The 23,227-nt window shown below is 37.6% G+C and carries 27 protein-coding genes; 18 read left to right on the top strand and 9 right to left on the bottom strand.

Annotation, left to right across the window (positions count from 1 at the left end):
• From FZ940_RS08590 to FZ940_RS08555, 8 genes are all read left to right on the top strand, one after another.
• Window positions 1-342: a YraN family protein gene (locus FZ940_RS08590; RefSeq protein WP_148822246.1), complete on the top strand. Its 342-nt coding sequence runs from the start codon at window positions 1-3 to the stop codon at window positions 340-342.
• Between the two features lie 72 nt (window positions 343-414).
• Complete coding sequence (trxA, locus tag FZ940_RS08585; RefSeq protein ID WP_012001054.1) at window positions 415-729, top strand: thioredoxin; 315 nt, start codon at window positions 415-417, stop codon at window positions 727-729.
• Window positions 729-1,175, top strand: a complete 447-nt coding sequence (locus tag FZ940_RS08580) for a hypothetical protein (protein ID WP_148822245.1) — start codon at window positions 729-731, stop codon at window positions 1,173-1,175. Before trxA ends, FZ940_RS08580 begins: the two co-directional genes overlap by 1 nt.
• Before the next feature lie 9 nt (window positions 1,176-1,184).
• Window positions 1,185-2,123: an NAD(P)/FAD-dependent oxidoreductase gene (locus tag FZ940_RS08575; protein ID WP_148822244.1), complete on the top strand. Its 939-nt coding sequence runs from the start codon at window positions 1,185-1,187 to the stop codon at window positions 2,121-2,123.
• A gap of 146 nt (window positions 2,124-2,269) precedes the next feature.
• Window positions 2,270-3,040 (top strand): 4-hydroxy-tetrahydrodipicolinate reductase, encoded by a 771-nt coding sequence (gene dapB / locus FZ940_RS08570; protein WP_087576538.1) that lies wholly within the window; start codon window positions 2,270-2,272, stop codon window positions 3,038-3,040.
• Window positions 3,033-3,341, top strand: a complete 309-nt coding sequence (locus FZ940_RS08565) for a DUF2314 domain-containing protein (RefSeq protein ID WP_148822243.1) — start codon at window positions 3,033-3,035, stop codon at window positions 3,339-3,341. The genes dapB and FZ940_RS08565 overlap by 8 nt, the downstream gene beginning before the upstream one ends.
• Window positions 3,342-3,350: 9 nt before the next feature.
• Window positions 3,351-4,688, top strand: a complete 1,338-nt coding sequence (gene purF / locus FZ940_RS08560; RefSeq protein WP_148822242.1) for an amidophosphoribosyltransferase — start codon at window positions 3,351-3,353, stop codon at window positions 4,686-4,688.
• Window positions 4,689-4,705: 17 nt separating this feature from the next.
• Window positions 4,706-5,347 (top strand): DUF8095 domain-containing protein, encoded by a 642-nt coding sequence (locus FZ940_RS08555; protein ID WP_187422159.1) that lies wholly within the window; start codon window positions 4,706-4,708, stop codon window positions 5,345-5,347.
• A gap of 122 nt (window positions 5,348-5,469) precedes the next feature.
• On the opposite strand, the gene FZ940_RS08550 is transcribed toward FZ940_RS08555, so the two are convergent.
• The 8 genes from FZ940_RS08550 to FZ940_RS08515 all read right to left on the bottom strand — a co-directional run bounded on the left by FZ940_RS08550 (window position 5,470) and on the right by FZ940_RS08515 (window position 10,782).
• Window positions 5,470-6,021, bottom strand: coding sequence for a DUF2393 family protein (locus tag FZ940_RS08550; RefSeq protein WP_021090969.1), 552 nt, complete (start codon window positions 6,019-6,021; stop codon window positions 5,470-5,472).
• Window positions 6,021-6,551: a DUF2393 family protein gene (locus FZ940_RS08545; protein ID WP_148822240.1), complete on the bottom strand. Its 531-nt coding sequence runs from the start codon at window positions 6,549-6,551 to the stop codon at window positions 6,021-6,023. The genes FZ940_RS08550 and FZ940_RS08545 overlap by 1 nt, the downstream gene beginning before the upstream one ends.
• Complete coding sequence (hisIE, locus tag FZ940_RS08540; protein WP_148822239.1) at window positions 6,541-7,275, bottom strand: bifunctional phosphoribosyl-AMP cyclohydrolase/phosphoribosyl-ATP diphosphatase HisIE; 735 nt, start codon at window positions 7,273-7,275, stop codon at window positions 6,541-6,543. The genes FZ940_RS08545 and hisIE overlap by 11 nt, the downstream gene beginning before the upstream one ends.
• A 2-nt stretch (window positions 7,276-7,277) precedes the next feature.
• Complete coding sequence (locus FZ940_RS08535) at window positions 7,278-8,396, bottom strand: prohibitin family protein (RefSeq protein WP_103579741.1); 1,119 nt, start codon at window positions 8,394-8,396, stop codon at window positions 7,278-7,280.
• 17 nt (window positions 8,397-8,413) lie between these two features.
• Window positions 8,414-9,328, bottom strand: coding sequence for a branched-chain amino acid transaminase (locus tag FZ940_RS08530; RefSeq protein ID WP_103579740.1), 915 nt, complete (start codon window positions 9,326-9,328; stop codon window positions 8,414-8,416).
• Window positions 9,329-9,433: 105 nt separating this feature from the next.
• Window positions 9,434-10,075, bottom strand: a complete 642-nt coding sequence (locus tag FZ940_RS08525) for a thiol:disulfide interchange protein DsbA/DsbL (RefSeq protein ID WP_148822238.1) — start codon at window positions 10,073-10,075, stop codon at window positions 9,434-9,436.
• Between the two features lie 9 nt (window positions 10,076-10,084).
• Window positions 10,085-10,582 (bottom strand): thioredoxin-dependent thiol peroxidase, encoded by a 498-nt coding sequence (bcp, locus tag FZ940_RS08520; protein ID WP_107792837.1) that lies wholly within the window; start codon window positions 10,580-10,582, stop codon window positions 10,085-10,087.
• The gene (locus tag FZ940_RS08515; RefSeq protein ID WP_085657868.1) at window positions 10,579-10,782 is read right to left on the bottom strand and encodes a tautomerase family protein; all 204 of its coding nucleotides are present in this window, start codon (window positions 10,780-10,782) and stop codon (window positions 10,579-10,581) included. Before FZ940_RS08515 ends, bcp begins: the two co-directional genes overlap by 4 nt.
• A gap of 115 nt (window positions 10,783-10,897) precedes the next feature.
• Between FZ940_RS08515 and FZ940_RS08510 the strand changes: the two genes are divergently transcribed.
• Window positions 10,898-11,302, top strand: coding sequence for a hypothetical protein (locus tag FZ940_RS08510; protein WP_148822237.1), 405 nt, complete (start codon window positions 10,898-10,900; stop codon window positions 11,300-11,302).
• On the opposite strand, the gene FZ940_RS08505 is transcribed toward FZ940_RS08510, so the two are convergent.
• Window positions 11,299-14,607 (bottom strand): DUF748 domain-containing protein, encoded by a 3,309-nt coding sequence (locus FZ940_RS08505; protein ID WP_148822236.1) that lies wholly within the window; start codon window positions 14,605-14,607, stop codon window positions 11,299-11,301. The two genes, FZ940_RS08510 and FZ940_RS08505, sit on opposite strands and share 4 nt — an antisense overlap.
• A gap of 172 nt (window positions 14,608-14,779) precedes the next feature.
• On the opposite strand from FZ940_RS08505, the gene FZ940_RS08500 reads away from it, so the two are divergent.
• The 9 genes from FZ940_RS08500 to clpX all read left to right on the top strand — a co-directional run bounded on the left by FZ940_RS08500 (window position 14,780) and on the right by clpX (window position 23,223).
• A complete protein-coding gene (locus FZ940_RS08500; RefSeq protein ID WP_148822235.1) occupies window positions 14,780-16,312 on the top strand; it encodes an ABC transporter substrate-binding protein in 1,533 nt (510 codons plus the stop codon).
• Between the two features lie 27 nt (window positions 16,313-16,339).
• Window positions 16,340-17,263 (top strand): ABC transporter permease, encoded by a 924-nt coding sequence (locus FZ940_RS08495; RefSeq protein WP_262367632.1) that lies wholly within the window; start codon window positions 16,340-16,342, stop codon window positions 17,261-17,263.
• A complete protein-coding gene (locus FZ940_RS08490) occupies window positions 17,260-18,060 on the top strand; it encodes an ABC transporter permease (RefSeq protein ID WP_107698252.1) in 801 nt (266 codons plus the stop codon). The genes FZ940_RS08495 and FZ940_RS08490 overlap by 4 nt, the downstream gene beginning before the upstream one ends.
• Window positions 18,057-18,737, top strand: coding sequence for an ATP-binding cassette domain-containing protein (locus tag FZ940_RS08485; protein ID WP_107698251.1), 681 nt, complete (start codon window positions 18,057-18,059; stop codon window positions 18,735-18,737). The genes FZ940_RS08490 and FZ940_RS08485 overlap by 4 nt, the downstream gene beginning before the upstream one ends.
• A complete protein-coding gene (locus FZ940_RS08480) occupies window positions 18,734-19,483 on the top strand; it encodes an ATP-binding cassette domain-containing protein (protein ID WP_148822233.1) in 750 nt (249 codons plus the stop codon). Before FZ940_RS08485 ends, FZ940_RS08480 begins: the two co-directional genes overlap by 4 nt.
• A 28-nt stretch (window positions 19,484-19,511) precedes the next feature.
• Entirely contained in the window at window positions 19,512-20,585 is a 1,074-nt protein-coding gene (locus FZ940_RS08475; protein WP_148822232.1) for an epoxyqueuosine reductase QueH, read from the top strand.
• 150 nt (window positions 20,586-20,735) lie between these two features.
• Entirely contained in the window at window positions 20,736-21,182 is a 447-nt protein-coding gene (fabZ, locus tag FZ940_RS08470; protein WP_021091063.1) for a 3-hydroxyacyl-ACP dehydratase FabZ, read from the top strand.
• A gap of 20 nt (window positions 21,183-21,202) precedes the next feature.
• Window positions 21,203-21,991 (top strand): acyl-ACP--UDP-N-acetylglucosamine O-acyltransferase, encoded by a 789-nt coding sequence (gene lpxA / locus FZ940_RS08465; RefSeq protein ID WP_103592797.1) that lies wholly within the window; start codon window positions 21,203-21,205, stop codon window positions 21,989-21,991.
• Window positions 21,991-23,223 (top strand): ATP-dependent Clp protease ATP-binding subunit ClpX, encoded by a 1,233-nt coding sequence (gene clpX / locus FZ940_RS08460; protein WP_021090629.1) that lies wholly within the window; start codon window positions 21,991-21,993, stop codon window positions 23,221-23,223. Before lpxA ends, clpX begins: the two co-directional genes overlap by 1 nt.
• The last annotated feature ends 4 nt before the right edge of the window (window positions 23,224-23,227 follow it).

Raw genomic sequence — 23,227 nt, 5'->3', positions numbered from 1 at the left:
TTGGGACTAAAAGAGTATCTCTTTGGCAAAAGCTCAGAAGATAGGGCGTGCGAATTTTTACAAAAGCTTGGTTTTGTCATTTTAGAGAGAAATTTTCACTCTAAATTTGGCGAGATCGACATTATCGCACTAAGTAGAGATAAAATTTTGCACTTTATAGAGGTAAAAGCAACTAGCGGAGAATACGAAGCAGAATACCGGCTAAATAAGGCAAAATATATAAAAATTTTAAAAACTATAAATTTTTATATGATGAAAAATGAGCCAAATAGAGATTTTCAAGTCGATTTGCTCGTCATAAAAAATGAAAATTTAGAACTAATAGAAAATATTAGTTTATAATAAAATTTATTATTTAGATAAAATTTAAATTTAATTTGTATAATTGCCACATTTTAAAAATAAGGAGAAAAAATGGGAAAATACATCGAACTTACAAAAGAAAATTTTGATGTTACAAAAGAAGGCGTTGCTTTAGTAGATTTTTGGGCTCCATGGTGCGGACCTTGCCGTATGCTAGCTCCAGTTATCGAAGAGCTTGCTGAAGACTTCGACGGCAAAGCGAAAATTTGCAAGGTAAATACTGATGAAGTACAAGATCTTGCAGTTGAGTTTGGCATCAGATCGATCCCAACATTGCTATTTTTCAAAAATGGCGAGCTAGTTGAGCAAATGGTCGGTGCACAGTCAAAACAAGCCTTGACTGACAAACTAAATTCGCTTCTTTAATGAGCGAAAAAAGAAGAGGAAGCCTGCTTCCTCTTACATATATATTTGGTTCATTTTTTGGTGCAGCTATGATAGCGGCTACATTTGCGTATAGTAACTATCGTTTTTCACAATATAAATTTGTTGATTTTGCGAAGCTGGTTTTCTACGAAAAAAGCGAAATTTTTACTCCAAAAGAGCCAAAATACACGCTTTTAATCTTCAGTTCAAATCAATCAAAATTAGACGAAATTTTACCAACCAAAAATGAAACAGTTGTGGCAATTGATATCTTTCAAAAAAGATATGAGTCAAACTCAACACTAAAATATATAAGCTCAGATATAAATACAGTCTTGGAGCTGATGCGAAATTTGAGCATTACAAAGCTGCCAAGCAGTGTTGAGATAGTTCATCAAAGGGGCGAAATTTACAAACAAAATTCGTCCATAAATGTTTTAGAATAAAGGAAATTTATGCTTGATTTAGCGATCATCGGAGGCGGTCCAGCAGGACTAAGCGCCGGACTTTACGCCACTAGAGGCGGATTAAAAAATGTTGTAATGTTTGAAAAAGGCGAGCCTGGCGGTCAGATCACCTCGAGCTCAGAGATAGAAAACTACCCAGGCCAAAAAGCCCCTGGCGAGAGCGGCTTCGACTTTATGAGCACTTGGTGGAAGCAGTGCAGCGCATTTGGGCTAGTTCATAAATGGGCAAACGTTGTTGGTGTTAGAAAAAATAGCGACGGCAGCTTTGAAATTTTACTTGAAGGTGGCAAAAGTGAGCAGGCAAAGGCTGTCATCGTAGCAACTGGCTCAACCCCAAGACGTGCTGGTTTTAAAGGCGAAGATGAGTTCTTTGGCAAAGGTGTTAGTACATGCGCAACATGCGATGGCTTCTTTTATAAAAATAAAGAAGTGGCTGTTCTTGGCGGTGGAGATACGGCTGTTGAAGAGGCACTTTATCTAGCAAATATCTGCTCAAAAGTCTATCTTATCCATAGACGTGACGAATTTAGAGCGGCGCCAACTACGGTTGAAAAAGCTAGAAAAAATGAAAAGATCGAATTTATAACAAGTGCGACGATAAAAGAGGCACTTGGCGATAAAATGGGTCTAACAAAGATCGTGCTTGATACCAAAAATGGCGAGCGCGTACTTGATGTGCCGGGAATTTTTACCTTTGTCGGACTAAATGTAAATAACGAAATTTTAAAAGATGAAAACGGTAAATTTATCTGCGAAATGGCTGATGGCGGACAGGTTAAGACAAACCTTAAGATGCAAACTAGCCTAAAAGGGCTCTTTGTGGCAGGTGACATCAGAGAGGACGCTCCAAAGCAAGTTATAGTAGCAGCAGGTGATGGCGCAGTGGCTGCACTTAGCGCTATGAGCTACATAGAAAGCTTGCATTAATACTAAAATTTAGCCAAATTTTTGGCTAAATTTTTCTTCTTTTTTTCTATCAAATTTTTGATTTTATACGTATTTTTAAAGCCTATTTGTAATCTATCTATAATAAATTTTATGTTAAATTTCAATCAAAAATCAAAGGATAAATTTTGGTAAAAATAGGCCTTTATGGTGCTAGTGGAAAGATGGCTCAAAGTATCATTTCTTGTTTAAAAGATGAGAAAGATGCCACTTTAAGCATCGCTTTTAGCCAAAAAAATGAGGTTGAAAATTTAAGTAGCGAGCTTTTGACAAATGACCTTGCTAAATTTTTTGAAGCGTGCGATGTGATAATCGACTTTAGTCAAAAAGAGGCGACCATGGCACTGCTAAACTACGCTAGAACCAATCCAAAACCATTAGTTATCGGTACGACCGGGCTAGATGATGACGAGAAAAATTTGCTCCACCTAGCATCAGGAACTATGCCTATTCTTTACGCAACAAATATGAGTTTGGGTGTGGCTGTACTAAACCGCCTTGCAAGGATTGCTTCAAAAACATTAAGAGAATTTGACATAGAGATCGTAGAGCAACACCACAGGCATAAAAAAGATGCTCCAAGTGGCACTGCGATGACACTTGCAGGAAGTGTAGCTGAGGCAAGAGATTTAAATTTAAAAGATGTTTTAGTAACTGGTAGAGCCGGTATGGTAGGGGCTAGGAGCAAAGACGAGATCGCAGTCATGGCACTTCGTGGTGGAGATGTGGTAGGTCGCCACACGGTTGGCTTTTATAATGACGGCGAGTTTATTGAGCTAAATCACACTGCAACGAGTAGGGCAACCTTTTCAAAAGGTGCGATCAGGGCTGCCATTTGGCTTAAAGATCAAAATAGTGGCCTTTACTCGATAGACGATAGTTTAGGGCTTGATGATTAAATTTGAGCTTGATGATGTAGAGAGCTACAAGCTAGAATTTGGTGATAAATTCTACTTGCCAGAGCGTGAAAAGCGTCAAAATTTAAGAACTGGCGATATAGTAAAGCTTATATTTAGATTTGAATATGATGAGTTTGCTCAGGTTGAGCGCATGTGGGTGGTCTTTAGCGAGACAAATAACGGCGAATTTACCGGCATTTTAGACAATGAACCATTTACAAAAGGCTGTTTAAATGCTGGCGATGAGATCAAATTTAACTACAAAAATGTTCTTGAAATTTACAAAGATGATGAAAACTAAAGGAAAAAAATGTGTGCAATAGTTGGTATTATAAATTCTAAAGATGCAGCAAAGACTGCCTATTATGCGTTATTTTCTATGCAGCATCGTGGCCAAGAGGCGAGTGGTATTAGCGTTTGTGATGACGGAGAAATTTCTACTCACAAGGGTAATGGCCTGGTTACAGAGGTCTTTAATGAAGAAATTTTAAGATCGCTAAAAGGTGATATGGCGATCGGTCACAACCGCTACGCAACGGCTGGTAAAAACTCGGGTCGTGACGCCCAGCCAATAGCCGCTAACTACTCTTTGGGACAAATTTCAATCGTCCATAATGGAAATTTGGTAAATAAAGATGAAGTTAGAGATGAGCTTATTAAAGATGGCGCGATATTTCAGACAAATATGGATACTGAAAATATCATCCATCTAATCGCAAGAAACCATAGCAAACACTTGCAGGACCGTATTATCGCGGCACTTGATAAGATAAAAGGTGCTTATTGTCTGCTTATCCAGTCACGCCATAAAACCTTTGCCATAAGAGATCGCTGGGGTGTTAGGCCGCTAAGTCTTGGCAGGCTAAAAGATGGTGGATATATCGTAGCTAGCGAGACTTGCGCTTTTGATCTTGTGGGAGCTAGCTTTATAAGAGATATTAGGCCTGGTGAGATGATAGTTTTTGAACATGGAAAAAGTGAGTTTCAAAGTATCCAAATTTATGATCCAGATCCTAGAATTTGTGCATTTGAATATATCTATTTTGCTCGCCCAGATAGCGTGATAGAAGGTAAAAGTGTCTATGAAGTTAGAAAAAAAATGGGTGAAGTACTAGCTAAAAAGAGCAAAATTAAAGCAGATTTCGTCGTACCTGTACCAGATAGCGGTGTGCCAGCAGCACTTGGGTATGCAAATGAGAGCAAGATCCCTTTTGAGCTAGCTATCACTAGAAACCACTATGTGGGTAGAACCTTCATCGAGCCAAGCCAAGAGATGAGGAATTTAAAAGTTAAGCTAAAACTTAACCCGATGTCATCAGTTCTAAAGGGTAAAAGTATCGTTGTCATAGATGATAGTATCGTTCGCGGTACTACTTCAAAAAAGGTGGTTGATCTTTTAAGACATGCGGGTGCTAAAGAGATTCATTTTAGAGTCGCATGCCCTGAGCTTAAATACCCTGAGCGATACGGTATCGATACGCCAAGCTTTGAAGAGTTAATAAGCTCTAAAAAAAATACAGAGGAAGTAAGAGAATATATCGGTGCAGATAGCTTAGAATTTTTAAACATAGACGAACTTAAAGAAAGTATCGGCAATGAGCGAAGATATTCGCTTGTGAGCTTTGATGGTGACTATTTCATAAAGTGAAAAATTTAGCCATTTTTTTGCTTGTTGCAATATTTTTTAGTGGTTGCTCGCAAAAGAATCCAAGCAAAAAAGATGAAATTTCTATTTACGTAAGCTACTATGAGATAAATGGCACAAAACAGTGGCTGCAAATAAAAACCGTTCAAAATTTCGTAGAACAAAATGCTAGTGTGCCATTTTTTGGTATAGTAAATCTTTTAGCAGAAGATAAAATTTTAAATGCTTATTCGCTTGCAAAGGGCACTATAAACGTACTTGAGGTAAATAATAGCTCTATAAATTTAAATAAATCAAGTGATATTCTGACTTTAAAAAAAGCTAATGAGATAAAATTTTATGAGAAAAGACCTGATGTGCTTGAGAGCGTTAAATTTAGCTCACAAAATAGTGTTTGTGGTGATTTTTTGTTACAAAAGCCAGTGCATGTAAATGTAGCAACAAACTACTATTTAAGAGATGATAGTTTTTTTGCAAGCTTAATAGAGGCAAATTTCTTTTATAAAAAAGGTGCAAAGATCCTAAAAAAAGAGTTTGCTTACAATATAGCTGAGGCCAAAATCCTAGAAGAAGCAAAAGAATTTACACAAAAAACAAAGCAGCTCTTTTTAAATGACCTACAAAAATTGGGGAGGCTACTTGATATACTTTGTACTTTTTAAATCTTTAACTTAGAAATTAGTGTTCAGTACAGATACTAAAAAAGATAAAATTTAATCTAAAATCAAACTAAGACTTAGCGTTTTATCCTATGAAATTTGTAAAAATTTGCTTTAAATTTGACTTAGTAGCAATTTAGTTTTGTGATATTCATGCCGTTTTTAAAGTAAGGCGGATATGGCATATATACGGTAAATGGTGTGCTTTTTTGCTTTGGTAAATTTTTGGCTACATCAAATTTATATTCAACTGTATTTGGCCTCTCGTCCTTATCTGTGCCAAGAACCCATGAGAAAAATGAAAGCCCACTTGGCTTAAAAAATGCTTCCCCACCAAGGTCATTTTTATTTAGCGGTTGATTGATTAGTTTGACTGTCAGCGTGCAGTTGCTAATTGTAAATTTACCAATATTTCTCACTTGCCCTTTAAAAACGATACTCTCGTTTCGCAAAATTCGCTCACTTTTTACATTTTCAAGCATGCCTTTTTTTGTATATTTGTCAAGCACTAGCATCAAAAAAACAGCAAGTGTGGTTGAGACTAGAATGTTTGTAAAAAATAGTGATAAAAATAACTTTCGCTCAGCTCTAAGTGAGAGAACAAGAAATAAAATAGAAAGCAGAGCAATCGCAAAAAGAACGATAATATGAACGATCGTAAAATATGCTGAGCTCATCAAAAACACTCCACTTTTTTAGAGATATTGTAGTCTATAAATGCGAAATCATTGACAAATTCTTTAACCTCAATGCTTTGCTTTGGCAAAAATTCCTCGTTTAAGATGATTCTTTTTCTAGCAAATGGATTAAGTGAGTTAAAAAAGTCTTTCGTATTTTGCCTTGAGCTTAGGTAGAAGTCAAGCTCGATTTTACAGATACTAAGTGTATTATTTGAATTATTTGTAATATTAAAATCAACCATTAGCGCATCAACATATTGAAGCTGCTTGGTGGTTATTTTGCTTATGCTAACTGGCCTTAAATTTTCATTTATATATTTGTTTGCGTAGTAATTACCTACAAAAAGTCCGAAAAAAGCAGCCAAAATAAATAAAAATCCTATCTGCCACCACGACTTTATCGCTATAAAAATCCCTAAAAGCACAATTAGTATAAATGCTAAAAATATCCAGCCATAGGTTAGAAAATCAATGAGCTTTGCATTTTGCAATACAAAAAGTAAGTTGTGCTTAATGCTATTTAACATCTCGCGATCTTTTCTCTTCAATGCCGCTCATACCAAAACGCCTTGCAAGTTCGTTTTTTACAGCATCTGGATGGATATTATGGGCTGAAAGTGCTACAAGTGCATGAAAGCAAAGATCGGCTGCTTCGTAGATTAGGTCATCTTTTGCTTTTTGCTCATCTTGCTTTGAGTTTTCCACGAAACTAAGATCTTTTGCGGCCATTATAAATTCGCCAGCCTCTTCGCCAACTTTCTTTAAAATTTGATTTTCACCTTTTTTAAAAAGACTTGCCACATATGAAGTTTCAGGGTTGGCATTTAGCTTTCTATCTTCTATCACATGGTAAAGCTCGTCAAGTACGCCATAATTTATTTTTTTGACTTCAACTTTTGTATCTAAAATTTTACCGTCATATAAATTTATCTCATTAAAAAAGCATGATCTTGCTCCAGTGTGACAAGCAGCGCTTCCGTTTTGAATCACTTTTAAAAGCAAAGTATCGTTGTCGCAGTCTAAAAAAGCAGCTTTTATCTCCTGAGTATTGCCACTTTCTTCACCTTTTTTCCAAATTCTATTTTTGGTGCGTGAAAAGTAGTGAGCGTAACGGCTAGATAGACTTAAATTTAATGCTTCTTCGTTCATGTAAGCAAGCATTAAAACTTCATTTGTGGCATGATCGCAAACAACTACTGGAAGCAATCCGCCAACCTTTTGCCAGTCTATACTTTTTGTTACGCTATTCATTTTTATCTCTCGCTTACTGAGCTAGCTCTTGCTTTATCTTTTGCGTCTAGCCAGATATTTGGCACAGCTCCGCCAGGTGTTAAGAAAATTTTAGCATCTTTGTTTTCTTTTAGAGCCTCGTTAAATTTGTTTTGCGTCTCGATCTGCTTTAAATTTAGTAGATTTTGATCGACACTTTTTGCGACCTCTTTGTTTGCATACGCAGTTGCGTCAGCCTCGATTTTAATGGCATCAGCCTTACCTTTTGCTTCAATGATCGCAGCTTTAGCTGTACCTTCAGCAAGTGCGGCTTGTTTTAAGGCTTCTTGATTTGCTCTTTCTACTTCGTATTTTGTTCTCTCAGCCTCTTGTTTAGCGATTTGGACGCGCTCGATCTGCTCTTTTACCTTTGAAGGCAAGATGATTTCACGAAGCTGGACTGTTAAAAGCTCAACTGGCTTATTTGGCTGAGAGTCGATGTCTTTTCTTATGCCATCATCGATTTGTCTTGCTAGATCGTTTCTCTTTGTTGGAAGCTCTTCTGCTGTATATTTACCAGCGATACTGCGAACCACGTCACGAACGACAGGATCAACTATCTTGCTCTCCCAGCTAAGACCCCAAGAGGCAATAGTTTGAGGGGCATTTTCTGGATTTAAACGGTATTGTACAGTAATATCAATGCTAACTGGCAAATTTCTAGCATCAAGCACTGAAATAGAATTTTTACGTAAAATTCCAGCACCAACGCCTTGATATGATTTTTGCATTGATTCGCCCATATCCTCGCCAGAAGTATAGTTTATGATCCTAACTCTGGTGTCCACGATGATGATATCTTGGATAAAAGGTAAAAAGAAGTGAAAGCCTGGTTGCAAAGGATTTGGCTCGTATTTACCTGCTGTAGACTTAATACCAACTTCACCTGAGTGAATCACTTTAAATGGCTGAGTAATAGCAAAAATAGCAATAATTGCAATTACAATGTAGGCAAGTGCTCCAAATTTACCAAAACCACTTGGTAGATTTGGCATTTTAAAGTCCTTTTTGAAAGGCGGCTCTTTGTCGCTATTTTGACTAGAACCTCTGTTGTCATTACCTGGCCTTTTTTTATTGAAATAATCGTTTAAATCAGCGGGCATTTCATTCCTTTAAATTTTTAAATATATGTTAAAAATGATTCATATTTTTTATTTAGACCGTAAACTACGTCAAAATAAGCTTTTTGTAGTCTCTTTGTCACTTCGCCTCTAGCACCATTACCAATGATTCGGTTATCTATGCTATTTATAGGCGTTACTTCGGCTGCAGTACCTGTGAAAAATGCCTCGTCAGCTGTATATGCCTGATCTCTTGTGATGCGCTCCCTTTTTACTTCAATGTCAAGATCATGAGCAAGTCTTATGACTGTATCTTGAGTGATGCTAAGTAGGCTGTTGTCGTTTGGTGGAGTGATTAAAACGCCATTTTCAACGATAAAGAAGCACTCGCCTGGACCTTCAGCCACAAAGCCCTCACTATCAAGAAGTAGTGCCTCGTCGTATCCGGCCTCTTTTGCCTCGTAGTTTGCCATTTGTGAGCTTAGGTAGTTTGAGCTAGCTTTTGCTCTGTTCATTTGAGCAGCAGGTGCGAGTTTGGCAAAGCTTGAAATTTTAACTCTGATGCCTTTTTCTAGACCTTCATCGCCAAGATATGCACCCCATTCCCATGAGGCGATAGCAGTTTGCACTGGTGCTTTTGTGTGAGCTACGCCCATTACGCCGTATCCTAAAAAGATAAGTGGGCGAATATAAACATTGCCGTCATATTTGTTTGCGCGAAGAAGCTCTATTTGCGCTTTTTCAAGCTCTTCCTCGGTGTAAGGTACATTTAAAACAGTCATTTTTGCTGATCTTAAAAGCCTTTTTGTGTGATCTTGAAGTCTAAAAATAGCTAGACCTTTTTTTGTTTTATAAGCTCTTGTGCCTTCAAATACGGCATTAGCGTAGTGCAAAGAGTGAGTTAGAACGTGTACTTTTGCATCGTCCCATTTAACTAATTTTCCATCCATCCAGATAAATTCTGAAGCATTCATTGTTAAACCTTTCTTTTTTCTTAGAAATTTTGGTCTGAGTTTATCTAAAATTGCTTTAAATTTACATTTCTAAGACCAAAATTTGCAGATATTGCCTGCTAAAAACTACTTATCTAAAAGCTCTTGTATGATCTTTGCCATCTCATCGATTGATGAAGCTGCGCTTAAATTTATTAAGTATTTGCCACTTACTACAAAAGCTGGCACGCCGCTAATGCTAGCAACATCATAAGAGGCGAACCATGCGTCTAAAAGCTCTTTTACTCTTTCGCTATTTAGTGCTTTTTCGTAGTCGTTCTTGCTCACGTGAGCTGCTTTAAGGGCTAAATTTATAAATTTTTCTTTATCTTTGCCATCATTAAAATCATCTTTCTCATCATGTCTTGCTTTATAGATCGCAAATTTTGCTTGCTTAAATTTTGACTCATCGCTTAGTAGATCAGTGCCATTTGCCTCATCTATCAATATAAGAGCGGCAAAAATTTTACTCGCGGTCTCGCCAAGCTTGCCTTTTGTACTTAGGTGATATGGGATAAATTTCACATCTTCAAGCTTTGACATCAGCTTTTTTGTGATAGTCCGGTCAAATTTATAGCAGTGTGGGCAGTCGTAGCTAAAGACCTTAACGACCGAGTTTTTAGGCACATTAAGCGGCTTTGCTAGAGTTTGATACTCCACGCCTTCAGTTAGTGCTGATAAATTTAGTGCAAAAAATGTACTTAAAATTAGCATTTTTATAAGCTTCATCTTTGCTCCTTATTTTACAAGATCAGCTAGCACCTTTGCAGCGTGGTCTTTGGCTTTTACGCTTTTGTAAATTTTAGCTATCTTGCCGTCTTTGCCGATCACAAATGTGCTTCTTGCGATACCAAGATACTCTTTGCCGTAGTTTTTCTTAACTTGCCAAACACCATAAAGCTTTGAAATTTCTTTATCCTCATCGCTTAATAGAATGTGCTTTAAATTTTGCTTTGCAATAAAGCCAACGTGAGATTTCACACTATCTGGGCTAACGCCGATGATAACTGTGTCATTTTTGATAAACTGATCGTAGTTTGCGCTAAATTCGCAAGCCTCAGTCGTGCAGCCTGGGGTGTTATCCTTTGGGTAGAAGTAAAGCACTACGTTTTTGCCTATAAAGTCCTTTAGTGCGACCTTTACGCCATCTTGATTTAGCGCTTCAAACTCTGGCGCTTTATCGCCAACCTCAAGCGTTATCTTTCTTTCTAAGTCTGCTTTGCTAAATTCGCTCATTTTATCACCTTTCTCTTATCTTCTACGCTTTCGCCACCTACGCCGATGTTGCTAGCATCATGAGTTTCTATGAAAATCATAACCGCCTCTTTTTTCTTGCCAAGCACTCTTACAAGTGTCTCGGTTACTTCTTTAAAAACTTGATCTTTTTGCTCTTTTGTCGGCTCTGGGCCTGCTATTTTGATATTAACATAAGGCATTGTTGCTCCTTTTTAAGATGTAAAATATTAGCCAAAATGAGTGAAATTTCAGATTAAAGCCTTTATTTAAGAATTTGGCATTAAAATACAAGAACTTGTTACATAGGAGCGAAAAATGGACTACAACAAACATAACAAAGGCTTTGTTTGCTTTATGTATAGCTTTGGACGAAGCAGGGCAGTTTATGCTGTTTTGATGTTTTTAGTCATATTTTTGCTTGGTTTTTTGACATTTGGCTCAAATGCTCAAGCTGACATTTTAAATTTACAAATAGCCCTTAGTGTCATGCTTTGCGGGCTTTTACTCATCCTTGTAAATCCAAAAATTTTTATCATCAAGCTAATTGGATATTTAATTTCACTTGCTGGCGTTATGATCGCTCTTCACAATGCAAATTTACTAGGTGAAGGCTTTAGCTTATATTTTTACGCAAGCCTAGTCTTTGGCGCATTTATGATGCTCATGCTTCTTAGCTGGTTTGTTTACAACGCAAGAAGCAGCGAAATAAATGAAATTTAGTTCGCCACTCCCATAAGCACGCTTGTATAGGTGTTTTGCTTAGGTTCTGAGCTTGTTGCATCATTTACATTTATGCGACCAGTCTCAAGCCCAGCCTTTATGAGTGCTTCTTTTACTGCATTTGCACGCTCATTTGCTAGCTCAACCAGCTTTTCCTTATCCACTTCGATAGCTTTTATTGCCTCTTCTCTTAAGGCTTTATCGCTTTTATCTTTAGCGTTTGGAACGAGAGAATTTAGCACAGTGATATAATCTTTGCCACTTGAGGCGATTATTTGATTTATCTTTTGATCAAGCTTTTTTTCTTTAAAGTAGAGCACATCTATTTCGGAGTAAGTAGGCGTGATGCTAAGTTTCATCATAGGCTTTGCAGTAGTTAATTTTATAAAATCAGCTATTTTTGGTGCTTCTGAGCTTATTAGCTCGCTACTTCCAGCAAGAAAATCAATAGAGCTAAGATCCTTGCCGCCAAGCCCTAGAGCATTACCCAAAAATCTAAACGGAGCTAACGTAATGTCTGCAAAGAGTTTTTTAACAGCAGCCCAAATGACACCGCCATATTTAAAGTCAGGATCGTCTAAATTCCCCTCAACTGGTAGGTCGATATTTATTTGATTATTTTGATCGCTTAATATCGATATAGCAAGCGAAAGTGGCAAATTTACAGCATCTTTTGAATCAACCTTTTCTCCAAGTGTGAGTGTGTCAAAATTTATAAGATTTGAGCCGTTTAGTTTTGAATCAACAACGCTATAATTTAGATTTAAATTTAACTTACCTTTTTTTATTTTATAACCCAAAAATTGCCCACTATATGGTGTTATATCGATTAGATCGATATCTTTAAAATCAAGCTTAATATCGGTATTTTGCTTTAGCTCAAAAGGAAATAGTTTTGCTGTAATCTGAGAAAAACCGTTTTTACCAACTGTGCCTTTGAACTCGCCAGAACTTGGACGTTTTTTATCAATGTCGGTTAGCTTGCCATTTAGATTTGAAATCTTTGTAGCAAATGGCATAAATAGTGACGCATCTGAAAAATCAACCTCGCCGTTGTTAAGTGAGAAATTTTTGATACTAAAATTTAGCTCGTCATCTTTTTTAATAGCTGCCTTTTTGCTCTCAGTTTTTTGCTCACTTTGGGCTTTGCTTTTATCTTCTTTTACGATTTTGCTTAGATTAAATTCACGCTCTTTGCTTAGATGAGCCTTGATAAATGGTGAATTTAAAGCAACTCCAGTAATTTCAAGATTATCTTTAAAAAGTGAAATTTTATCTACATCTAAACTTTTAAACGCGATTAGCTTTTCTTTATTTTTATCATCTAATCTAATATCTTTTACGCTAAGCTTTGCGTCCGCTTTTATATCTTTTGTATAGTGAAGCTGGGCATCTGCGTTCATCTCTCCACTTGAAAGATCTGCCTCTAAAAATGGCTTTGCGTAGGCAAAATATTTTGGCAAATTTTTATCTTCAAGTTTGATTTTAGCAGTTATATCAAGTGGTTCAAGTTTGATCTTTGAGGTTAGGTCTAAATTTAGCTTTTGCGAGCTTTTCATATCCACTTTTGCGTCAAATGGCTTACTAAAATCGCTACTTAAATTTGCTATTTTTACAAACAAATTATCAAATTTATGAGCGATCTTCTCGCCTTCAAAAAGATGCGTCAAAGCGATATTGGCGTTATTTACATTGATATTTTTTATGTCAAATTTAAACTCACTCTCTTTGCTTTTTGAAGCTGATGTATTCTCTTTTTTAGTTTTAGTGCGATGATTGGCTGTTTTTGCTGGCTCTTGCTCACCAAGTCCAAGCTGGTTTATCGCGCTTAAGCCGCTATCATTTAACTCCGAGTTAAATTTTGGTCTATTTACATCGATATTCTCAGCACTCAAAGCCATATTTAAAATATCAAATTTGATCGTTTTTGTCAGCACGTCAGCGATATCTAAAATTTCTTTATTTTTTGCCTTTAAATTTATGCCATTTATACTAAGCTCATCAAGAGTTGCAAGGCTTTTATTAGTATCTTGGATAAAGCTAATGTTTGAGAATTTGGCCCCTGTCACATTTGCATTCGCATTTTTACTAAGTGGAGCATTGATACCATCAAACGCTATTTTTTCAAGCGTGAGAGCTGTTTTGTTATTTGCTAAATTTGCATTTAAATTTGAGGCATTTATATCTTTTAGATTTACTAAATTTTTACTGATTTCGTCTATTTTTAGGGCATTTGCATTTATGCTATTTAGTGCAGCTGTCGCATTTAGCTCACTTTTTTCATTTAAATTTGCTAAAAGCGAAATATCGTTTAAATTTAGTGATTTTAAGCTTGCTGTTATTGCATTTTTAAATGAAACATCGCTTAAATTTATGGCATTTAACTCTAATTTAGCATCTATCTTGTCTGCTATTTTACTTGATAGATCAAATTTTGGAAGCTCTAGCTCACCAAGGCTTAGTTCGTTTTTGCCCTCATCTATGTTTAGCGATTTTACATTTAAAAAGCTATCCTTTAAATTTATATTTGTAGCGTTCTCGTCGGCAATTAAAGCGTAATTTATTCCTAAATTTATGACCGCATTTTTAAGATTTAGTGTGTCATTATCGATAAAGCTAATCGCCACTGGATCGATACTAAAGTTCTTTATGCTGATATTGCCCTCGATTTTTAGGGGGTTTAGCTTGATATCGCCATTTAGATCGATCTTGTGAGCTAAGCTCGAGTTTGAGTCAAAGATGTGGCTACCTGCACTATTTTTCTTCGTATTTAGAGAGTTTAGCTCGTAGTTTATATCATCAAAGCTTACGTTAAATGGATTTGTGAGGTTTTGATCGCTATATGAAAATGAGCCTTTGATGATTTTTGCGTTATTTAAGGCAAAATTTATAGAGCTAGTGCTGTTATCTTCGGTAGTTGCGTTATCGTCGCTTATAAAATTGCTAAAGTTAAATTTTGAATTTTTATCTCGTAAAATTTTGACATTTGGCTCTTGAAGCCTAAAAATATCAACTTCAACTAATTTTTTAAAGATAGAAAATGGCTTTAGCTTGATGTCGATTTGCTTTGTGCTAAAAAGTGGCGAAGTAGTGTTTAGCTCGGTATTTGTGGCATTTAGCTCAAAGGTAAATGGATTAAATTTAGCCTCTTTTACAAAAAGTGTTGCGTTGTAGTCTTTTAGATACTTTGGAGCGATATTTTTAATGCCATAAGGTACTCCAAAAAATCCAAGAATAGTATAAATAACTAAAAGTGAAACTACGCAGATGGCTGAAATAAGTGCTGTTTTTTTATTTTTCTTCATTGTAAAATTTGCCTTGTTGTTGTCTAAAATAGGGAGAGATTTTACTTCAAAAAAGGTTAAAAGATAGTTAGAAATTTAAAACTTCTATACTATAAATTTACATTTAGCTTAATAACACTTTTATACGATTCGTATTACTATGCAGAAATATTTTTAAACAAAGGGGATTGTGATGAAGAAAATTTTATTTGTATTTTTCTTGTTGTTTAGCACCTATCTTTACGCAAATGAGAGTAAAGTCGTGGTCGCTATCGAGGAGCAAACACCTCGTATAAATCCACTCTACGATGAGGATCACGATCCTACGCTTTCACTCGTTTTTTCGGGGCTTACGAGCCATGATGAAAATAGCAACATCGTACCAGAGCTTGCGAAGTCTTGGCAAGTAAGCAATGATGGGTTGGAGTATATTTTTGAGCTAAGAGATGATGCTTTTTGGCATGATGGGGTGAAATTTAGCGCAAAAGACATTAAATTTACTATCGAAGCGGCTCAAGATAAGAAGCTAAACGCGCCTGCTATCTCAAATTATGAAGTGGTAAAAAGTGTTGAAATTTTAGGTGATTATAAAGTAAAGATTACGCTTAATGAGCCTTTTCCACCATTTCTTGACGCACTTAGTTTTGGTGTTTTGCCTGAGCACATTTTAAAAGGTAAAGATATCTCAACTGATAAATTTAACGAGGCACCCATCGGCACTGGCGCATACAAGCTTGTAAAGTGGAAAAAAGATGAGAGTTTGGAGTTTGTGGCAAATGATAAATTTTACAAGGGTGAGCCAAAGATAAAAAGGGTATTTTTTAAAATTGTTGGTGATGAAAATTTAAGGCTCGTTGGGCTTAAAAGTGGCGAGATCGATGTTGCGCTCATCTCTCCAACTGGCGTAAATTTCATAAAAGATGATAAAAAATTAAGCTTGCTTAAATTTAAAAGTGCGGACTATAGAGCTTTGATGTTTAACTTTAATGATCCTCTTTTTCAAGATAAAAATGTAAGGATCGCCCTAAACTACGCGGTCAATAAAGATGAGATCGTTAAAAAACTATTTCACGGATATGCAAGCGTAGCGAACAATCCGATAGAAAAAAGCTTTGCAAACGACAGCGAGTTTAAATTTAGCTACGATCCGCAAAAGGCTAGGGAGCTGCTTGAAAAGAGCGGCTTTAAGAAAAACAAGGCTGGCTTTTTTGAAAAGGACGGCAAGGAACTTGGCTTTGACATCTACGCTTTTAATAACGACATCTTAAGGGTCAATCTAGCCAAAATTTTAAGCAGTGAGCTAAATAAATTTGGCGTGAGAGCCAAGGCCTACGCAAAGCCAAGAACAGCCTTTAGCATAAGCGAGGTTGATAGCTTTATTATTGGCTGGGGAAGCCCGTTTGACCCAGATTTTCACACGTATAGAATTTTTGGTGGATTTGCAGACATCGATGTCAATGAAAATGGCTGGAATTTTAGCCACTACAAGGACGCAAACGTCGATCTTGCCTTAAAAAACGCGAGATATACAAAGGACGTGGAGCTTAGGAAAAAATACTACAAAGAATTTCTAAAAGCACTTTTTGAAAATCCACCTTACATTTTTATAGCCTATCTCGACTATCCGCTCGTTTTTAACAACAAAATTTCAGGCATAAAAACGCAAATTTTAGGTCACCATGGGGCTGGATTTTTATGGAACATAAGAGAGTGGCAAGTAAAATAGTGGATAAAAACTTTGTTTAGAGCCATTTTGAAAACAGCGATCTCAAGCCTTGGGTTGCTGTTTTTCATCTCATTTTTTCTATTTTTGCTCATATACTTTTTGCCAGGAAATGTCACTGACGCGATGTTTTTGCGAAGTGAGGCGATGAGCGTGGCTATAAAAGAGCAAATTTTAGAAAATTTGGGGCTAAAAGATGGCTTTTTTGTGCAGTATTTTAGATGGCTAGCTCGCTTTCTCACAGGGGACTTTGGCACTAGCTTTGTAAGTGGGGCAAGTGTTTTTTTACTCATTAAAGAGAGGCTTTTAAACTCGCTTATTTTGTTTTTTGCCTCATTTTTTCTGATAGTTTTTTTGTCCTTTTTCTTGGGGCTTTTAAGCGCCATTTATAAAAATAAATTTGCCGATATCTTTATAAATTTTAGCTCCTTTTTGCTGGCATCACTGCCGCATTTTTACATCGCTCTTGTGCTAATAGCGATCTTTAGCGTCTATCTAAATTTGCTACCAAGCTCTGGGGCAAACAAGCTAGGATCTAGCGGCGTTGGGGCTAAATTTATCATCTTGCCAACGCTTGCCATCATCTTGCCACACCTTGGTGCAAATGTGAAATTTGTAAGAGACAGGCTAAATCAAAGCCTAAATACTGACTTTATCCAGACGGCTCACGCTAGAGGCTTGGGACGTGGCAAAATTTATCTCTTTGCCATAAAGCACGCAAGCACCGATATGGTTTATTATTTCGCCACACTTGTGGCTGGCGTTTTTGCTGGCTCGTACGTCATTGAGAGTATTTTTTCATTTCCGGGCATAGGCAAACTAAGTCTTGATGCAGTGATCGCCAAAGACTATCCAGTCGCACTTGCAACCATTTTGCTAACAGCCATTTTTGTCGTTTTTGCAAATTTACTAGCAAAAATTTTCGCTATCTTGGCAGATAAGAGAAATTTATGAGAAAAGTCATATTTTTCCTAGCCTGTTTTGTCTTTTTAGCGCTTGTTGCATTTGCCTTTGTGACGCCATTTTTCTCTAAATTTGAGCCAAATTTTACTGACTTTATGGCGGTAAATTTAGCCCCAAGTAGCGAGCATATCTTTGGCACTGACATCCTAGGCAGGGACAATCTCATAAGAGTTGCCTACGCGCTTAAAAACTCGCTTCTTATCTTGCTTTTAGCTGGCTTTTTAACGACGCTTTTTTCGCTCATCTATGCATATTTTGGCACGAGTAAGAGCAGAGTTTGCGAGAGCCTTTTTGATAAGGGACTTGATGCATTTTTAAGCATACCAAACATCGTTTTTATCATGCTTTTTAGCTCATTTAGTAGCGGAGATCTGCTTATCACCTCGTTTATCATCGCCATTTGCTCGTTCATGCAGGGCGCAAAAGTTTTTATGCAAAATTTAAGACTTAGTAAAAAGTGCGACTACGCCGAGCAAGCCGTAATAAATGGAGCTGGTAAATTTAGTCTTATCTGCTTTGAAATTTTGCCAAATTTAAAGCATCTAATAGTTAGTATCTTTGGCATAAACGCGATAAACGCTGTCGTCATGGAGGCCACGCTTGGCTTTTTTGGCGTGGGTAGCGACGCAAATAAAATAAGCCTTGGCATCATGCTAAATGAGAGCAAAGAGGCGCTTTTTCTCGGCTCTTGGTGGATGGTGCTTTTCCCTGGCGTGACACTCTTTTTGCTCATCCTTGCAACCTCGATCATCACGTCAAATTCAAAAAATGGCAATATAAAAATATGATAGAGATTAAAAATTTAAACGTTTTTTATAAGGATAAGAAGCTTTTGCGAGAGCTTGATTTTGCCATGAGTGAGGGTAAATTTATAGGTATCACGGGTGCAAGTGGCAGTGGTAAATCGCTCTTTGCAAAGAGCTTAATAAAGCTTTTTGATGATGATTTTAGAGTGAGGGCAGATAAATTTAGCATTTATAAAAAAGATATCTTAAAACTTAGCCACAATGAGCTAAAAGAGCACCGAAAAAAGGTCGCTGCGCTCATCTTTCAAAACTCAGTTGCCAGTCTTCATCCGCTCTTAAACGTGGGCGATCATTTTAACGCCTATCTTGGCGGCGATAATAAATCAAATAAAGAGCTTGCATTTGCTTATTTTAGGGAGTTTGGGCTGGGTAATGCAAATCTCATCTGGCACAAATACTCATACGAGCTAAGTGGCGGCGAGGCGAGCCGTGTACAGATCGCTCTTGCGCTTTGCTTAAAGCCAAAAATTTTAATCTGCGACGAGATAACAAGCGGGCTTGATAGCATTAGCGGTAGCCACGTGGCGGGCATCTTGGAGAGTTTAAAGGGTAAGATGAGCGTCGTCTTTATCTCTCACGATGAGGCGCTAACGAACTATCTTAGTGATGAGATTTGGCAGATGAGAGATGGGCGGCTAAATTTAAAGGAAAATGCATGAAAATAAGGCTTGAAAATGTATCAAAAAGTTTAAGCTTTAAGGAGCATTTTAACGCTAGAGCTGAAGTGCTGCACCTTTTAGAGGGGATAAGTTGCGAGCTTGATGATGGCGAAAATTTAGCCATTTTGGGGCAAAGTGGCAGTGGCAAAAGCACGCTTGCAAAGCTAATATCATCTAGCGAGCCAAAAAGCGGGGGCAAAATTTATATAAACAGTGAAGAGATCACAGACAAAAATGAGCTAAAAAAAGATATCAGATATATCTTGCAAAACCAAAAACAAGCCCTAAATCCAGCGCTAAAAGTAAAAACTGCCATCGCTCACGTGAGGTCGTATCTTAAGCTTAGCTTTAGCGAAAATGAGCTCAAAGAGCTTTTGGTAAATTTAAATTTAAAAGATGAAATTTTAGAAAAATATCCATCTCAACTAAGTGGCGGCGAGGCGACAAGGGTTGGGATACTGCTAGCGCTTCTTTCAAAGCCAAAAATCCTAATCTGCGACGAGATAACAAGCGGGCTTGATAATGAGACGAAGCAAAAGATCATAAATTTGCTTTTAAGCTTAGATGAAAAGATCGGCATTATTTTTATCACGCACGATATTTTAAGTGCGATGAAGATAGCACAAAAAGTGCTAATAATCGAGGCTGGCAAGCAGGTGGCGTGGGGTAAATTTGATGCTCTTGCAAGCCAAAATGTCCTTAAAAAATACCTCGATGCTGCAAAAATTTATAAAAATAATCTTTGATATAATGCAAGCAAAAAAAGGTTAAATTTTGCTAGTTCACATCTGCTGCTCGGTCGATAGCCACTACTTTTTACAGCGCCTACGAAAAGATCATCCAAATGAGCGCATAGTAGGCTATTTTTATGATCCAAACATACATCCATATAGCGAATTTTTACTGCGTTTTGAGGACGTGAAACGAAGCTGTGAGAAGCTTGGCATTAAGCTAATATGTGGCGAGTATGACTACGAAGCGTGGCTTGGTGGTACAAAGGGGCTTGAAGATGAGCCAGAAAAGGGTAAAAGGTGCGAATACTGCTTTGACTTTCGTATGAAAGACTCAGCTAAAAAGGCACTTGAGCTAGGACTTAGTAAGATCACGACGACGCTTTTGATGAGCCCAAAAAAGGACTTTTCTCAGCTTAAAAAGGCGCTTGATGAGGCGGTGGCTGGCTCAAATTTAGAAGCTGTTGCGGTTGATTATAGAAAAAATGGCGGCACAAGCGAGCAGTTTATCCTCGCTAAAAAAGACAAGCTCTATCACCAAAATTATTGTGGCTGCGTCTTTGCCTTAAAAAAACAGCGCGACTCGCAAAATTTACCCCAAAGTGAGCTAATGAGCGAGCTGCACGCAAGGGCGCTTTATGGCAGCATTGAGGCTAGGCTTGAGCTTTACAAAAAGGTGCGCCTTTGCGAGGCGAGAGGAGAGAAATTTCACCTTTTTAGAAGGCGATTTTTAAACTACAGGCTTTTGCGCGCTAGTGTTAAATTTGAAGCAGTTGTGGTGCCAAGCTACTTTGTGCTCTACTCTGGCTTTAAAAGAGAGAGCTTAAAGCTTAACGTGGAGTGCGATTGCGAGATCGATGATGAGCTAAAAGAGGGCACGATATTTATGAGCATAGAGCACTTTAATAAATTTACAAATAGCAAATTTAAAAGTGTTGATGAGCTTTGCAAAAGGCCGCTTGAGCTTGATGATGAGCTAAAATTTCGCCGTGATATAAGCGGGGAGTTTTCGCAAAATCCTATCATCATCCTAGACGAGGTCAAAAAGGGTAGCTACGAAATTTACGCAAAGGCTGTTTTTTATAACGATAGCGAAGAAATTTTGGTTTTAGACTAAAAGGTGAGTTTATAAAATTTATCTTAAAGCAGTGAATTAAATTTTTGCCACATAAGGCGAAATTTAGAGATTTTTAAAAGAGGCTAATAATTTTTTTCTTAGTATAAATTTGTTACAATCTGCCAAAATTTACATTACTAAGGCTAAAACGTGATAGACGTCGTAGAAATTCAAAAAATTCTCCCACATAGATTTCCATTTTTACTTATAGATAGAGTTGTCGAGCTAGAGCCTGCAAAAAACATTGTCGCTTATAAAAATGTAACCATTGGCGAGCCGATATTTCAGGGGCACTTCCCGGGCCATCCGATATATCCTGGCGTAATGATAATCGAAGGCATGGCGCAAGCTGGCGGCGTGCTAGCATTTAAGAGTATGAGCGACGAGCATCAAGCTGGCATTGAAAATAAAGTAGTCTATTTTATGAGCATAGACGGAGCAAAATTTCGCCATCCAGTCCGTCCTGGAGATAGGCTAGAGTATAGACTAAATGTGCTAAAGCACAAGGGAAATATCTGGGTGCTTGAAGGTAAGGCATATGTAGATGACGCACTTTGCGCTGAGGCTGAACTAAAAGCGATGATAGTAGATAAATAGGCTTTAAAAAAAGAGAGACAATGAAAAATATCCACCAAACAGCCGTTATAGAAGATGGAGCGATCATTGGAGATGACGCAAATATCGAGGCTTATGCATTTGTAAGTAAAGATGCGGTCCTTGGCAACAACGTCACGATAAAACAAGGCGCAAGGGTGCTTGGTAAGACGAGGATCGGCGATAACTCTCGTGTATTTAGCTATGCGATCGTAGGCGACATCCCACAAGATATCAGCTATAAAGATGAGATTGATACCGGCGTTATTATCGGAGAGCACGCAACTATACGTGAGTTTTGCACGATAAACTCAGGCACGCACAAAGGCGATGGTATAACAAGGATCGGTGATAATGCCTTTATCATGGCCTACTCTCACATCGCACATGATTGCATCATTGGTAACAACGTCATTTTGGCAAATAACGCAACCCTGGCAGGTCACGTCGAGCTTGGTGACTACGCTGTTGTGGGTGGTCTTACGCCTATTCATCAGTTTGTTAGAGTGGGTGAGAGCTGCATGATCGCAGGTGCAAGCGCGCTTAGCCAGGATGTTGTGCCATTTTGCCTAGCTGAGGGCAATAGAGCATATATAAGAAGCTTAAATTTAGTCGGCATTAGACGTAGATTTGACAAAGAGCAGGTTGAAGAGCTTGTTCGCGCTTATAAATTTTTGTTTAATCAAGGCATTAGCCTAAAAGATCAAGCAAACGAGCTGATCGCTAAAACCAGCGACGAAAACGTAAAGAAAATGTGTAAATTTATATTAGAAACGACAAGAGGAATTCCGCTTGCAAAAGGAAGAGATTAATGGCTAGAAAGTGTAATTTTTGTGGAGAGGCAGAGTCTGCCGAGAGAAGATTACTTGCAGATATCGAAGGAAATGCCTATATATGCGAGTATTGTATCGCTGCTGCATACGATATGATACATGGAGATACTAGCGTAGAAGAGAGTAAAAATGACGAAACGATAGAGTATCAAAAGCTCACTCCAAAGGAGCTAAAAGCTGTACTTGATAACTATGTGATCGGTCAAGATAGGGCTAAAAAGGTCTTTAGCGTCGGCGTATATAACCACTATAAGAGAATTTTTAAACAAAGCGACATCAAAGACGATACTGAAATTTCAAAATCAAACATCTTGCTTGTTGGCCCAACTGGAAGTGGTAAGACGTTGATGGCTCAGACTTTAGCGAGATTTCTTGATGTGCCTATCGCAATTTGTGACGCCACAAGCCTAACTGAGGCTGGATATGTCGGTGAGGATGTTGAAAATATCCTAACAAGGCTCTTGCAAGCTGCAAATGGCGATGTTAAAAAGGCGGAGCAGGGCATTGTCTTTGTAGATGAGATCGATAAGATCGCTAGAATGAGTGAAAATAGAAGCATCACAAGAGACGTTTCGGGCGAAGGCGTACAGCAAGCACTTTTAAAGATCATCGAAGGTAGCGTCGTGAACATCCCACCAAAAGGCGGCAGAAAACATCCAAACCAAGACTTCATCCAGATAGATACGACAAATATCTTATTTGTTTGCGGCGGTGCATTTGACGGACTTCTTGATATTATCGAGAGAAGAGTTGGTAAAAACGTACTTGGATTTAATCAAGAAAAACGTGGCAAAAACGAAAAAGAAAATTTACTAAGCCTACTTGAGCCAGACGATCTTGTAAGATATGGCCTCATCCCAGAGCTTATTGGCAGACTTCACGTAGTAGCTACTTTGAACGAGATAACAAAAGAAGATATGGTTAAAATTTTAACCGAGCCAAAAAATGCGATATTAAAACAATACCAAAAGCTTTGTGCGATTGATGGTGCTACGCTTAAATTTGATGATGAGGCACTTGAAGAGATAGCAAGTTTAGCTATCGAGCGAAAGACTGGAGCCAGAGGGCTTAGAAGTATAATGGAAGAGCTTATGACAGACATAATGTATGAGCTACCAGAGTTAAAAGAGTATGATATTGTTATCTCAAAAGAGACTGTAAAAGATAAGGCAAAGCCAATTTTAATAAAGCACGATAAGAAAATAGCGTAAAGGA

Source organism: Campylobacter concisus (genome assembly GCF_902460415.1).
GTDB classification, from domain to species: Bacteria; Campylobacterota; Campylobacteria; order Campylobacterales; family Campylobacteraceae; genus Campylobacter_A; species Campylobacter_A concisus_Y.
This window is presented reverse-complemented; position numbering and strand designations above follow the sequence as displayed.

What these genes read in the sequence shown, in the direction of transcription:
- trxA (WP_012001054.1), top strand. Translation starts at nt 415, where the DNA reads ATGGGAAAATACATCGAACTTACAAAAGAAAATTTTGATGTTACAAAA.
- FZ940_RS08565 (WP_148822243.1), top strand. Translation starts at nt 3,033, where the DNA reads ATGATTAAATTTGAGCTTGATGATGTAGAGAGCTACAAGCTAGAATTT.
- FZ940_RS08580 (WP_148822245.1), top strand. Translation starts at nt 729, where the DNA reads ATGAGCGAAAAAAGAAGAGGAAGCCTGCTTCCTCTTACATATATATTT.
- hisIE (WP_148822239.1), bottom strand. Translation starts at nt 7,275, where the DNA reads ATGAATAGCGTAACAAAAAGTATAGACTGGCAAAAGGTTGGCGGATTG.
- FZ940_RS08515 (WP_085657868.1), bottom strand. Translation starts at nt 10,782, where the DNA reads ATGCCTTATGTTAATATCAAAATAGCAGGCCCAGAGCCGACAAAAGAG.
- purF (WP_148822242.1), top strand. Translation starts at nt 3,351, where the DNA reads ATGTGTGCAATAGTTGGTATTATAAATTCTAAAGATGCAGCAAAGACT.
- FZ940_RS08510 (WP_148822237.1), top strand. Translation starts at nt 10,898, where the DNA reads ATGGACTACAACAAACATAACAAAGGCTTTGTTTGCTTTATGTATAGC.
- FZ940_RS08530 (WP_103579740.1), bottom strand. Translation starts at nt 9,328, where the DNA reads ATGAATGCTTCAGAATTTATCTGGATGGATGGAAAATTAGTTAAATGG.
- FZ940_RS08545 (WP_148822240.1), bottom strand. Translation starts at nt 6,551, where the DNA reads ATGTTAAATAGCATTAAGCACAACTTACTTTTTGTATTGCAAAATGCA.
- FZ940_RS08525 (WP_148822238.1), bottom strand. Translation starts at nt 10,075, where the DNA reads ATGAAGCTTATAAAAATGCTAATTTTAAGTACATTTTTTGCACTAAAT.
- FZ940_RS08575 (WP_148822244.1), top strand. Translation starts at nt 1,185, where the DNA reads ATGCTTGATTTAGCGATCATCGGAGGCGGTCCAGCAGGACTAAGCGCC.
- FZ940_RS08485 (WP_107698251.1), top strand. Translation starts at nt 18,057, where the DNA reads ATGATAGAGATTAAAAATTTAAACGTTTTTTATAAGGATAAGAAGCTT.
- lpxA (WP_103592797.1), top strand. Translation starts at nt 21,203, where the DNA reads ATGAAAAATATCCACCAAACAGCCGTTATAGAAGATGGAGCGATCATT.
- bcp (WP_107792837.1), bottom strand. Translation starts at nt 10,582, where the DNA reads ATGAGCGAATTTAGCAAAGCAGACTTAGAAAGAAAGATAACGCTTGAG.
- FZ940_RS08490 (WP_107698252.1), top strand. Translation starts at nt 17,260, where the DNA reads ATGAGAAAAGTCATATTTTTCCTAGCCTGTTTTGTCTTTTTAGCGCTT.
- clpX (WP_021090629.1), top strand. Translation starts at nt 21,991, where the DNA reads ATGGCTAGAAAGTGTAATTTTTGTGGAGAGGCAGAGTCTGCCGAGAGA.
- FZ940_RS08550 (WP_021090969.1), bottom strand. Translation starts at nt 6,021, where the DNA reads ATGAGCTCAGCATATTTTACGATCGTTCATATTATCGTTCTTTTTGCG.
- FZ940_RS08505 (WP_148822236.1), bottom strand. Translation starts at nt 14,607, where the DNA reads ATGAAGAAAAATAAAAAAACAGCACTTATTTCAGCCATCTGCGTAGTT.
- FZ940_RS08535 (WP_103579741.1), bottom strand. Translation starts at nt 8,396, where the DNA reads ATGCCCGCTGATTTAAACGATTATTTCAATAAAAAAAGGCCAGGTAAT.
- FZ940_RS08480 (WP_148822233.1), top strand. Translation starts at nt 18,734, where the DNA reads ATGAAAATAAGGCTTGAAAATGTATCAAAAAGTTTAAGCTTTAAGGAG.
- FZ940_RS08500 (WP_148822235.1), top strand. Translation starts at nt 14,780, where the DNA reads ATGAAGAAAATTTTATTTGTATTTTTCTTGTTGTTTAGCACCTATCTT.